The organism is Rahnella sp. GSA61A (genome assembly GCF_019969905.1).
Classification (GTDB): Bacteria; Pseudomonadota; Gammaproteobacteria; order Enterobacterales; family Enterobacteriaceae; genus Rahnella; species Rahnella aceris.
In genome coordinates this window covers 62,096-74,895 of sequence record NZ_JAHXYO010000018.1, presented here as the reverse complement: position 1 = coordinate 74,895, position 12,800 = coordinate 62,096, and the positions used below count along the sequence as shown (strand labels likewise).

Annotated in this window: 9 protein-coding genes and 5 pseudogenes; 9 read left to right on the top strand and 5 right to left on the bottom strand. The window is 45.4% G+C overall.

Annotated features, from left to right (window positions below; translation table 11 throughout):
• Positions 1-861 precede the first annotated feature (861 nt).
• Entirely contained in the window at positions 862-1,077 is a 216-nt protein-coding gene (locus LC431_RS20090) for an EexN family lipoprotein (RefSeq protein WP_223510257.1), read from the top strand.
• A 285-nt stretch (positions 1,078-1,362) separates the two neighbouring features.
• A pseudogene (locus LC431_RS20085) lies at positions 1,363-1,476 on the top strand (hypothetical protein); the annotation flags it as partial.
• Between the two features lie 9 nt (positions 1,477-1,485).
• On the opposite strand, the gene LC431_RS20080 reads toward LC431_RS20085, so the two are convergent.
• A protein-coding gene (locus LC431_RS20080; RefSeq protein WP_223510256.1) for an IS3 family transposase occupies positions 1,486-2,585 on the bottom strand; the annotation gives its coding sequence in 2 pieces (ribosomal slippage) (positions 1,486-2,324 and positions 2,324-2,585; 1,101 coding nt in all).
• Between the two features lie 134 nt (positions 2,586-2,719).
• A complete protein-coding gene (locus LC431_RS20075; RefSeq protein ID WP_223510255.1) occupies positions 2,720-3,334 on the bottom strand; it encodes a hypothetical protein in 615 nt (204 codons plus the stop codon).
• A 952-nt stretch (positions 3,335-4,286) separates the two neighbouring features.
• Here LC431_RS20075 and LC431_RS20070 point away from each other — a divergent pair.
• Positions 4,287-5,336, top strand: a complete 1,050-nt coding sequence (locus LC431_RS20070) for a RepB family plasmid replication initiator protein (protein ID WP_223510254.1) — start codon at positions 4,287-4,289, stop codon at positions 5,334-5,336.
• A gap of 672 nt (positions 5,337-6,008) precedes the next feature.
• Here the strand turns inward: LC431_RS20070 and LC431_RS26345 are convergent.
• Together LC431_RS26345 and LC431_RS20060 are read right to left on the bottom strand one after the other, a co-directional pair.
• Positions 6,009-6,285: pseudogene (locus LC431_RS26345) on the bottom strand (DUF4113 domain-containing protein); the annotation flags it as partial.
• Between the two features lie 20 nt (positions 6,286-6,305).
• A pseudogene (locus LC431_RS20060) lies at positions 6,306-7,052 on the bottom strand (IS3 family transposase); the annotation flags it as partial.
• A 67-nt stretch (positions 7,053-7,119) separates the two neighbouring features.
• Here LC431_RS20060 and LC431_RS20055 point away from each other — a divergent pair.
• Positions 7,120-8,270, top strand: a pseudogene (locus LC431_RS20055) (IS30 family transposase).
• Between the two features lie 9 nt (positions 8,271-8,279).
• Here LC431_RS20055 and LC431_RS20050 read toward each other — a convergent pair.
• Positions 8,280-8,528, bottom strand: a pseudogene (locus LC431_RS20050) (transposase); the annotation flags it as partial.
• Positions 8,529-9,289: 761 nt separating this feature from the next.
• On the opposite strand from LC431_RS20050, the gene LC431_RS20045 reads away from it, so the two are divergent.
• The 5 genes from LC431_RS20045 (at position 9,290) to LC431_RS20025 (ending at position 12,516) form a co-directional block, all read left to right on the top strand.
• Entirely contained in the window at positions 9,290-9,925 is a 636-nt protein-coding gene (locus LC431_RS20045) for an AAA family ATPase (protein WP_037035481.1), read from the top strand.
• Positions 9,925-10,203 (top strand): hypothetical protein, encoded by a 279-nt coding sequence (locus LC431_RS20040; protein WP_223510253.1) that lies wholly within the window; start codon positions 9,925-9,927, stop codon positions 10,201-10,203. Before LC431_RS20045 ends, LC431_RS20040 begins: the two co-directional genes overlap by 1 nt.
• A gap of 1,445 nt (positions 10,204-11,648) precedes the next feature.
• Positions 11,649-11,831 (top strand): plasmid segregation protein ParM domain-containing protein, encoded by a 183-nt coding sequence (locus LC431_RS20035; protein ID WP_223510252.1) that lies wholly within the window; start codon positions 11,649-11,651, stop codon positions 11,829-11,831.
• A gap of 18 nt (positions 11,832-11,849) precedes the next feature.
• The gene (locus LC431_RS20030) at positions 11,850-12,245 is read left to right on the top strand and encodes a plasmid partitioning/stability family protein (protein WP_223510251.1); all 396 of its coding nucleotides are present in this window, start codon (positions 11,850-11,852) and stop codon (positions 12,243-12,245) included.
• A gap of 37 nt (positions 12,246-12,282) precedes the next feature.
• Positions 12,283-12,516: a hypothetical protein gene (locus tag LC431_RS20025; protein WP_213052954.1), complete on the top strand. Its 234-nt coding sequence runs from the start codon at positions 12,283-12,285 to the stop codon at positions 12,514-12,516.
• Positions 12,517-12,800: the final 284 nt, after the last annotated feature.

Below are 12,800 nucleotides of genomic sequence, written 5' to 3'. Positions count from 1 at the left end.
GGATAGATTGAACGATATCATTTGTTCGGCTGTGGGAAAACATTTCTGCCACTGAGGGGCATGATCTGACTCATGTCGCGACCAGCGTTGAGCTGTTGTAAGTGAGGAGCTGCACTTATCGGGCTGGTAATGCTGCGAGTAATAAATCAGGCTGCTGCTGAACCTACGATAGCAGTGACTACACTCAGCAAGGTAAGCAACGTCATGTCGCTATTGCGCCCGGCAATAGTTGCACCGCCAGCATTATCCATCTGAAACTAAAGAAACTCCGCCATATCCTTAATGGTATTCATGAAACTTGTCTAGGTCTGGTATCGCGGCCCCAGCAGAAGCTGGGAGATCTCATTCCGTTCACACGCCCACGCGTTGTGCAGAAAGTAAATTCACGTTCGAGCTTCATGTAACCTAAAAATCACTCTTCATCTTATGGAATCAGCGCGTAGCGGTTATGAAAAAGCCAGACACTCTTGAAGCTGCAAAAACTCTATCAAAATTAGCTGTTCGACAAGGAAAACGGATAAGGTGGTTGCGTCCATGCTGGCCTGTTACACACTCCTGAAAATACCTGGCTGCTGAGAGCCGCCTGCACCTGAAATCAGGTATCTCAGTACGTTTAGGGCGGCATGATGTTCTGCTGGCTGATGTCGTACCTGAGGAGAACGGCCCGGAAAAACACCTGTACTTATTTTCTTACTGGCAAAATTAGAAGAAGGACGCTTAAAGAAAGACGCTATGTTCACTCCGTAAACAGACTATCCACTCGTGGTTAATTAACTAAATAAAGCAGTTTTTTCGCTAAGAAAAATCATTACTCTCATTATTTTTACTAGAATTTTTGATTTGACACTGACGAGAGGACTTATGAGAAAACTATTTTTTATTGCTGTAGCTATAACTATTCTCGCAGGCTGTAAAGACGAACAGCGCGATACAGATTATTATTTTAAAAATCTGGATGAAGCCAGAAGTGTCGTTCAAAAGTGCCAGGACGGGGAAGTCAGCGGAAGTAACTGTATCAATGCTAAAGACGCGTTGTTCAGGGATAATCAGGAAAATGTCAAAGTCATGCATAATTAATGGCAAAGCAACAGCACCAGTTACGTTAGTGCTGTTGCTGATAGCAACCTATCAAGTTTTAAAAAATAGACGTAAAATCAGTTTTCAAAACTCTACTATAGATCGTTTAATATCCCCTTCCGGGATTTTTTTGAGGTTTTTAAATAAGTCAAATAACGCTAAATTCGCCCTTTACCGACAGCGACTCTCTGACCACCTCAAATACCTACTTCATCAGCTTTTCCCTTATGATGTTTTGTACATCCGGTGTTTTCTGGTGCCCCGGGGCATCAGGCAGAGTGACTTGCCTTAATCCGGAAAAAGTTCAACGTGGTACTGGAGCGAACAGTACGCGAACTTAACGGCGAATCCTGTATATCAATTAAGGAACTGCCTCTGATCCCTTCCCAGTATCGGTGCCAGGATAAATCAGAGATCCGGGCCTGTTTGCAGGCTTCGGATAAATTCTGCCGAAGTCTGGTTATTTAACGAGGAATGTGGCCGGTACTGGTTATATTCCTGCCGCCAGTGCTCGATCTTCTCCTGAGCATCTTCCAGTGACAGGAACCAGTGCACGTTCAGACATTCATCACGCAGGCTGCCGTTAAATGACTCAACCAGGGCGTTATCTGTGGGCTTCCCGGGGCGTGAGAAGTCCATCGTTACACGATTTTCATACGCCCAGCGATCCAGCGTTTTCGAGATAAATTCGCTGCCGTTGTCCGTCTGTAGCCGCTGTGGTACACGCTGCTGTGTCTGCCTGATCCGTTCCATCACGGCGACCACATCGTCACCGCGAAGCCCCTGGCCTACCTCGATCGCCACGCATTCACGACTAAAATTATCGACTACAGTCAGGGCACGGATCCGGCGTCCGTTGAACAGATTATCAGCAACGAAATCCATGCTCCAGCACTGATCCACAGCGGTCACGGCCGGGCGGATACGCCTGTGCCTGGCCGTCACGTGCCGCCGCGGGCGTTTTGACCGCAGGTTCAGCCCTTCCAGACAGTAAATCCGATGGGTTTTCTTGTGGTTAACCAGCCAGCCCTCGCGCCGCAGCAGGATATGGATCCGCTGCACACCATAACGAATGCGGGTTTCTGCAATCTCCCATATCCGCTGCGTGAGGGCCCGGTCATCGCGGCAGCTGCGGTAGTGGTAGACCGTTCGGCTCTGCATCATCAGCCGGCATCCCCTGCGAACCCCGATGCGGTACGCCGCCAGCAGGTATTCGACCGCCTCGCGTTTTTGCACCGGCCTCAGAAATTTTTTCGGATGACGTCCTGCTGCATTTCCTTGTCCAGACTGAGATCGGCGACCAGCCGTTTCAGGCGGTTATTCTCTTCCTCCAGCTGACGCAGCCGACGCAGTTCCGTGACGCCCATGCCGCCAAACTTCTTCTTCCAATTGTAAAAAGTAGCCTCAGAAATCCCCATCTTTCTGCACACTTCCTCCACCCGAGTGCCGGTTTCGGCCTGTTTAAGGGCAAAGGCTATCTGTTCTTCGGTATAACGGGTCTTTTTCATGGTTGATATGCCTCTCAGTGAGATGAAAGAAAGACCGGATACTTCAGTTTAGACTGGCACTGTTTTCAGGGAGGAGATCACTCACGCTAGCGCACTGTTGTCACTCTGACTAATATTCTCCGCATGAAATTTGACTATTCTTCAAGAAGTTCATTAATTTTCATCATTCGTATATGGGAAAAAACTATTTTAATAAGTTGAATAGAGAATGTCATATACAGAACGAAAACGAAGAAAAACTTGATTGCATTAATTGCCATTATAAACAATTCATTAATCATTAACTGATGTTCATTTTTCTGGAATGCTTTAGCTACTTGATAGTTATGCACTAAGACTTCCGTATAATGTAATGTACCAAAGAAACAAGCAACTACTACCGCCATACAAAGAGCCATACAACCTATGCGGCGGGGCCATGTTGCAAAAAGCCATGTGTATTCGAAACCAAGAACATCACCATTTATAACTGGTTTAATTAACTCCAATATCCCCCTACACCTAGAAAGATTTAACATTATCTCAAATGAGTTATCTTTTTTTAGTATCAACAATGCATCTGTAAAAGGTATTGGACGCATGCGATGAATTTTACTGATCAGGCTTTCAACAACATAAGGACAAGGGTGTTCACTAGATATTTCTTTAGACAATTCACTCAGCAATCCGATATTATCTTTTTTGATTGATTGGATAAAAACGAGAAATGAGATGGCTATGGGAAGTGCAGCTAGTAAAGTAGTTAACATTTAATAAATCCAAAATATTCATGGTCATATACTATCGGCAGCAAACTTTAAATGTTTAACATTCAAGTTATTAATAATAGATGTAATTGGGTTGCAACTAGCTTACCTAGGTGAGGCAACGGTATTAGTACTGACTTTACTCCCAAATCCTGTCCCATTCAGAAACAGAATTCCGACACGATTGACCCTGACCCCCTTCCTAATGCAGTCAGCAAAAGTATGATAAGACTTATACAGAGTGAGAGACGTCCGTCACATCACTACACCAGCCTTGAATGTAATTTTTAAGTAACTTATCCACTTTTCCACCGCTCAGATCCAATAATAAGATCCTATATAGATCATCTAATAGATCAAAAGAGATCCCAGCCCAGCTACAGGCCTTGCCCTGTAAGGGTTTAAACCGTATTGCCAACCACTGTAATAAGTAAAATATCCACTATATTAAGCGTGTTAACCACTATAGACAGCTAGGTAACTTCGCTGGAGAGTGACTGTACACCACTGTAGTGAGTAAATCGTCAATATAGTTGTACATAACATTTAGTTAATTGAGATTGTTTAACTCTTTGAAATTTATTGTAAAGGTGATGATTTGATTGATAATCCAAAATTATGTACACATTTTATGCACTGCCCCAGTACCGGCTCTTCAGTGCTATGTTGATCTCTACTCCAAAGCTTAAGGTCATGTTTTTTAACTTATCCTCTGGTTCGATCCAATAATAAGATCCTTATAGAACCTATAAGACCCAAAGAGATCCCCATAGCCTTCCAGGCCTTGTCATATCTGGAGTAAACGATGATCGTTAACCGCTGTAGTCAGTAAAGCATCCACTATAAAAAGCAAACTAACCACTGTGTTTTGTAGTAAAACCGCTATAGTGAGTGATAGTATCCACTATATTGTGTACCTAGAGCCTCTTATCCACATTCAATGTGAGAGCTGATAATGTCTGAAAATGAGCCTAAAAACATAGAGATAGTTAAAGCATTCTCTGAAACCGATAAGCGAACAGGTGAACTTGTTACTCTGGTTCCTAACAGCAATAACACCGTTCAGCCTGTAGCATTGATGCGGTTGGGCTTATTTGTACCTACGCTGAAGTCCACAGCACGTGGACGTAAAGGTCAGATGAACTCAATGGATGTCACCTCTGAGCTGAAGCAGCTTTCGATCGTGAAGTCTGAGGGATATGAGAACATCAAGATCACCGGCGCCCGGCTTGATATGGATAACGATTTTAAGACCTGGGTTGGGATCATTCATGCCTTTGCTAAGCATAAGGTCCTAGGAGACTCTGTATACCTGCCATTTGTAGAATTCGCTAAGTTGTGTGGGATTCCATCCGCACGCTCTTCTGCGAAGCTCAGGGCGCGTCTGGAGGCCTCACTTGAACGCATAGCCACTAACACCCTGTCGTTTTCGAATAAAGAGGGGGATTACTACGTTACTCACCTTGTTCAGTCAGCAAAATATAGCCCGAAAAAGGACGTTGTCGAGTTGCAGGCGGATCCGAAGATCTTCGAGTTGTATCAGTTTGATAAGAAAGTTCTTCTCCAGCTCAGGGCAATCAACGAACTCTCCCGCAAGGAGTCTGCTCAGGCTCTGTATACGTTCATTGAAAGTCTTCCGACAGATCCTGCTCCCATATCTATGTCTCGCCTGCGTGCCCGCCTAAATCTGACCTCTCGAGCCATCACTCAGAATGCGACAGTACGCAAGGCTATGGAGCAGTTAAAGGCGATTGGGTATCTTGATTACACTGAAGTTAAGCGCGGTAAGGTAGTGTATTTTTGTATCCACTATAGGCGGCCAAAGTTACGCCCTGCGCAAATACCTACGGGCATAGGTGATGATGTTTACGATGTAATGGATGACGAACACATCATTGATGTGCCGGCAGAGAGGGATGCGAAATCAGCTACGCCTCGTGAGATGGTAATGCTGACTAAAGAAGAACTTGAGTTACTGGAACAGCTTCGCCAGTCAAAGAAATAGTTTTGACCTCTTGCTGTTAATTGCCCTAAAGCCTGCTGCAGTGGTGGCAGGCTTTTTCGTATTTACTGTTCAAAGCCGACTAACCACTGTAATCAGTAAAGACTTCCATCACGAAATATCCTATCCACTGTGAACTGCATTCTTTACTCACTATAGTGGTTATTGAGATGTTCTCCGCTAACCCCCCTAGTACTTACTAACCTGAAACCCCACATAGCATATACGTCAGTGGTTACTAACTAATAGATGGATTCTTTTAATTACTCATTATAGTGGTTGGCACTCTCCACAGCGGTTGTTTCAATTTTAGGTATTTCCTACTCAGCATAGTGGATATTACTCACTGTAGTGGTTTTTCCTCTCTACAGTGGTTTCCGATGTCTTTACTCACTACAGTGGTTCTTTCTCTCTATCGTGGATAGGCTAACTTGTCGCATTATGTCTGGGTTAAAGCTTTAAACTGTTTTGAGACAGTGTCACTTTTGTGATGAGATAATGAACATCGTCCTCTCACCCCCATGGGACTGCTGAGGAAAATGCAATACCTTCCATTGGCGGCAGGTAACAAAGGAAGCTGGAAGCAACTGACACTAACAACTCGGGTTGATCAAACCTTATCAGTAAACCACTTCTCTAGAATTTAACGCGCATAAGGTCACTGAAACGTTTGATCTATGCAGGGGATAGCATTTGGCGTTTCATCTCCCATGACTTTTGGATACCCTGTCCCGCAAACCATACGTGCCCTTTTCCGCTGTGATTAATTCCATCTAGAACTGCCATGAGTTGTTCGCTGTTTTCCCAAAGTAGACTTCGTTTATTAAAAATGGGCTTGTTTTGATGAATGCTGAGATATGTTGGCAATATGATGTTCGTCCTGGAGTTTCTCGGCGGCTCGTACTGCATGGCTGCAGATTGCTTCATATATCAAATCGTATTCTGATAATTGATTGAATATAAAAGGATAATCTAGAGGCTTCCGAGCCGTTGATAATTCTGGTTTTCATATTCTGTTGGTGACATCTGATTGCTCGAACCATGCCGACGCTTGCTGTTATAAATCATTTCGATGTAATCAAAAATATTGCTGCGGGCTTCTTCCCGCGTTCCGTAAATCTTTTTCTTTATCCGCTCGATCCGCTCGCGTTTCAGTAACTGGAAAAAGCTTTCTGCAACCGCGTTATCGTGACAGTTACCGCGACGGCTCATACTCCCTTCCATGCCGTGTGATTTCAGGAACGACTGCCACTCATGGCTTGTGTACTGACTGCCCTGGTCCGAGTGAACCAGCTCCGGTCTTTGCGGATTACGCCGCCATGCAGCCATCAGCATTGCGTTCAGGACAATGTCCTTTGTCATCCGGGATTGCATTGACCAGACGATAATTTTGCGTGAGAACAGGTCAACAACCACGGCCAGATACAGCCAGCCTTCGTGAGTCCTGATGTAGGTTATGTCCGTTACCCAACGCTCAGCCAGAGCATCCAGATTGAACTGTCGCTGGAGCCTGTTGGGCGACACGATACTGGCCTCGCCTTTGCGTGCCTGCGGGCTCCTGTACCCGACCTGAGCCTTTATCCCGACACGCTTCATCAGTCGCCAGACTCTGTTCACTTCGCACTGTTGCCCGCTATCCCGCAAATTCAGATGAATCTTGCGATAACCATAAACGCAACCGGACTCCAGCCAGAACTGTTTGATCTGTCCTGTCAGTCTCAGATTGTAGATTCAATTGGTCAACGCAACAGTCATGTGAAAACATGGGGTTGCGGAGGGTTTTTGAATGAGACGGACATTTACAGCAAAGGAAAAAGCATCTGTTTTTGAACTGTGGAAAAAAGGAACAGGCTTCAGTGAAATAGCTAATATCCTGGGTTCGAAACCAGGAACAATCTTCACTATGTTAAGAGATACTGGCGGTATAAAACCCAATGAGCGCAAGCGGGCTGAAGCTCACCTTACGCTGTCTGAGCGCGAGGAAATACGAGCCGGTTTGTCAGCCAAAATGAGCATTCGTGCGATAGCGACTGCGCTGAATCGTAGTCCTTCGACGATCTCACTGAAGTTCAGCGTAATCGAGACAGGCGCTATTACACAGCTGTTGATGCTAATAACCGGACCAACAGAATGGCGAAAAGACCAAAACCGTGCTTACTGGATCAGAATTTACCGTTACGAGAGCTTGTCCTGGAAAAGCTGGAGATGAAGTGGTCTCCTGAGCAAATATCAGGATGGTTAAGGCGAACAAAGCCGCGTCAAAAAACACTGCGAATATCACCTGAGACAATTTATAAAACGCTGTACTTTCGTAGCCGTGAAGCGCTACACCACCTGAATGTACAGCATCTGCGCCGATCGCATAGCCTTCGTCATGGCAGACGCCATACCCGCAAAGGTGAAAGAGGTACGATCAACATAGTGAACGGAACGCCAATTCACGAACGCTCCCGGCATATCAATAACAGACGCTCTCTGGGGCACTGGGAAGGCGATTTAGTATCAGGCACAAAAAACTCGCATATAGCCACACTTGTAGACTGAAAATCACGTTATACGATCATCCTTAGACTTAGGGGAAAAGACACTGTCTCATTGAATCAATCACTTACCGAAAAATTCCTGAGCTTGCCGCCTGAACTCCGGCAATCACTGACGTGGGACAGAGGAATGGAGCTGGCCAGGCATCTGGAATTTACTGGCAGCACCGGAGTTAAAGTTTACTTCTGCGATCCTCAAGGTCCCTGGCAGCGGGGAACAAACGAGAACACTAATGGGCTAATTCGACAGTACTTTCCCAAAAAGACATGCCTTGCCCAATATACTCAACATGAGCTGGATCAGGTTGCAGCTCAGCTAAACAACAGACCGAGAAAGACACTGAAGTTCAAAACACCGAAAGAGATAATTGAAAGGGGTGTTGCGTTGACAGATTGAATCTGCAGCGGCTTTTTTTAATATGTCCCGTTCGTCAGTAACCCGCTTCAGATCCTTCTGGAGTCGGCGGATCTCGGCCTGAGCATCTGACTGTTCTTTATTAGTGGATGAGTCCGGACCGTACTTCTTTATCCAGGCGTAAAGGCTGTGGGTGGTGATATCGAGACGTGTTGCAACGCTGGAAACAGAATGACCGCGATCAACAACCTGTTTGACCGCTTCAATTTTAAACTCTTCGGGATAGCGCTTACCGCTCATGGGCACCTCTATTCAAGCCATTTTAAATGACTCTGAGGTGTCTGTTAAACCCGTGGCGATTCAGGCTACATGACCAGTATCAGCGATCGTAAACCTTTATCTGTGGTTATCCGGGGTATAAGCAGTGGGAAGATCCTCGGAGGAATGTTGGGCTGTTCATCCTTGGGCTTATTGTTCATAGACCTTCTTTATCTGCCCCCTGAACTCAGGTCAAAGGGACTTGGGAATGAGTTTTTAAAACGGTTTAAAGAAGAAGGACGGCAAAGATGCTGTATTGCGGCATTCCTTTATATAATCATCTTTCAATTACCTGATATATATAGAAAAAATGGTTTGTAAAAATTCGAGGATATTGACTGTTTACCTGATGGAACCTGCCGCATATTCATGAAAAAAACACTCTGAGTCATAAGAAACTTACTGCTTAGTGAGTTGCTGTTCACAAATGTAAGGACAGCTCTAGAGTACCCACCACTACAGGGGAAGACCCTCATTTATATAGTGTAACAATGGGGTCTTCAGCTTGTGAAGGGTTGTACCCAAGAAAAGTCTTAGGCAGCTGGTCTACAAGGAAACAAATAAATTTGATTTCGTCTCTTCCCTTTTCAATCACACTCGTGGTTTCAATTGAGCTGTGCTCACAATGCCTTAGTTAAGTAATAAGTATGAACTCATACATAATAATTATTCGATATCACTTCACATTTATCTTTTGTGAGTTATTATTTAAGAAATACTACTTTTGATATCACGGGTGACAAATGATCACGATTGTTGGATGCAATAAAGGTGGGGCCGCGAAAACAACAACTGCAGTCAATATAGCTGTGGGTTTGGCCTTATGGGGCAAGGATGTGTGTTTGGTCGATGCTGATGTTCAACGCTCTTCGTCTAGGTGGTATGCCGAACGGGAAGCTGCAGGTCTTACCCCCTCCATCACTTTGATTGAGAAAAGAGACAACATATCTCAAACACTCAGAAGCCTTGATGAGAGGTTTGATCACGTTATAGTGGATGTTGCCGGCCGAAACAGCCGTGAGCTGATTACAGGGGGAACCGTAGCTCATCAGATCATTGCTCCGCACCAATGCTCTCAGTTAGACCTGGATACAATGGTTGAGCTTCAGCAGCAGTTAGAAAGCATGCGGGATTTAAATCCGGAGCTTAAGGCATATTGCTATCAAAGTATGGCCACTACAAATCCGCTCCTTCAGGGAAACGAACGGCATGAATTTCTGGAGTATGTCCGCGAATTCGAAGGACTGATCCCTTTGAGCGCGACGGCATGTTACCGAAAGGTTTACCGAGATGTGATGTCTGAAGGTAAATCTGTCCTGGAAACATCTAACGAAAAAGCTAAGTCTGAAGTTCTTGCACTGTTGAATGAGGTATTTTAATGGCTTTAAAAAAACCCCCTTTCACCAATCGCCGCATAGTTACTGAAGCAGAAGCAGATGCTCTGGCGAACAGATTGGCTGACCGTCCCTATGGCGATGAGAAAGTAGTTGTAGAACCTGTACCAGAAATATTGACCAGAACGACCATTTCTCTGCCACAGCATACCTTGCGTGAAATTGAAGACCTGGCCTTGTATAACAAACGCGTCGGTATTGCGCCGAAAAGTGTGAGCGCAATCATTCGCGATGCTTTGGACGCGTATTTCAAAAAAGTATGATTTCATACTTAAGCACCGCTGGGCTTCTTTTTGAAATCCAGCGCCCTCCCCTACTGTATTCAATTAGCTCCTGATAATCCGCGCTTCATACTTCACAATTATGTTTCCTTCCATCTTTCCGAGCCGGATAATTTCTGAAAAAAATCAATCATGTTGCTATGTTTCTGATGATAATGATGTGTGGAGCGTAACCTTATAATTCCTTAGTTATCAGTAGATTCAATTTGCTGTATTAAGTATTCCGTAATAATTCACACTGATAACGATCGTTTAGAGTTGATTATTTGAATGCTAAATTTAGTATGCTACCTCATACCTCATACCTCATACCTCATACCTCATACCTCATACCTCATACCTCATACCTCATACCTCATACCTCAGTTTATCTGGCTCGGTTCTGGTGAGTCTGTATTGCAATAAACATCATTTATGCATTGTTTTCATTGGTAGAATTAGACCGAATAATTCATCATTGCTGTTTATTACTTCATAATTATGAAGTATGAACTCTATGAGTTATGAGTTATGAGTTATGAGTTATGTTGTTTGGTGATTTTACTGGGTACCTACAAGCAGCAATGAGAAGGGGGGAATCTAGCAATGGCTACATCTGGCCCCTGTATTACTGACGATTTAACATGTAGCACTTATGAAATATTACTTATGATGATGCACGCCCACAGAATACCATTCCCCTGGTGGGAACAAACATATGTCACACGTGTGAATTATGAGGATAACCTCATAAGTAATACTTCATACCCATTTTAAATATGTGTGGAGTGCATTCATGTATCTGAAGAGATAAAAGGTAGCAATTCCTAGCTTTAGGCGAGGCACCTGGCTCTAATATGAATCATTGAATCCTCCGCAGTCTGTGTTGTGTCGGTTGCACGCAACCGCATAATTCATACTTGTGAATTCATGATTAGCACTTATGGTGTCCAGGCTGAGATTCAATGTAGTAGATCAGATGCCAGTTAGTAAAGTTGGCGTGTTACCAGGGAGGACAGGAGCCGTAAATTGAAGTGAAACATAATGTCACACTTATGAAGTGTGATTTAATATTTATTAAACGTTTTGTTTGTCATCATTAGGCCCCGTTGGAGATTATATGACACATCTCACATCTCACATCTCACATCTCACATCTCACATCTCACATCTCACATCTCACATCTCACATCTCACATCTCACATCTCATACTTATTATTTCATATTATATATATCCGCAATTTCTCGTGTAAATAGCTGCTTCATCAGTCACTCTTTTGAAGAGTTTGTCAGAAACTGTGAGCTCGGTTATGCGACAATAGAGTCGCAATCTTGCCCTAAACAATTTCACGGCAGCAGGGCAGGGGTGACTCTAGCCCCAAATCCTGTCCCATTCAGAAACAGAGTTCAGGCATGATAAACACTCCCCTGAACGGAGATGGTGCCGATGAAAAAGTCACGATTCACCGAAGAGCAGATTGTTTTTGCCCTGAACCTGGTGTGGCTGGTCGGTGGTGGTATGCCGCTGATTCAAGTCGCTGTGCGCCGTGCCTGGAAACTGACTCCTAAACGCATTGTTGTCGTCAATGACCTCCAGACGGCGTTGGTTCGCGAACTTGTTTTACTTTAATTTCAAGGAGCGCTATCCGTGACCGACAAACGTAAGAAACTGACCGTCTATTTGCACCCTGAAGACGATAGTCAGGATGCCCGGGCGATGAAGATTATCGAGTCAGTTCCCCTGCGCACCCGTGGTGATTTTTTCCGGGCGGCGATCGTGGGCGGAAGCGCGTTATACCAGCTGGATAAGCGTCTGCCTTATCTGTTGTCCATGCTGTTCGATGGCCAGCTGACCGCCGACCAGCTGGTGGGTATTATTCAGCAAACGACGGGATGGCAGCCCACGACGGCCAGCATTCAGGACGTCATTGCCGCCTGCGCTGGCCAGGTGCCTGCCCCCTCAGTGCTCCCGGAACCCACCGGCAGTACGGAAGGGGAAGGGCAGGCCCGAACTAATTTCAAACGCATGCTGAAAAAAGACTGAAGCCCTCCGGCGTGCCGGAAGATTTGTGGAGAGAACCATGTCATTGATGCTGTTATGCAAAGGGATAATCGGACTGGAGACGCTGACGGGCAGGGCGCGCAAAAGCGCGGCGGAGTGGTGTTTTCTCCTCAGCTGCCTGTTTATTGTGCCGCTGCTGATATTTGACGGATTCAGTGTGCCTGTGAAGATACTCCTGCAGCTGTGCTGGGCGATCGTGGTGGTACGCGCGGCCTTTCTGGCCTCTGAAACCTGGAAGAAAAACCGTAAGTAAAACCGATCATCTTTTTCCGCCGGCCCGCGTGCCGGTTTTTTTATGGCTACATCAGGCCGGGAGTGTGCGGTTTTCACATCAGCTGCAGACGATATGACGCTTCCTCGTCGCGGCTGTTCGTTCCTCGCGGTGCTGCGGTACGCCTCAGCCGAGTCTGCGGCGAGCGTTGCGGGTTTTTACAGGGTGGACTTTTTTCCGCTTTTCGACATTCTCAAGACAACGGCCCGGTCGTGCTGGCCGGCTCAGAACCCGGACGCATGATAAGGGGCGCTTAACCCTGCTGG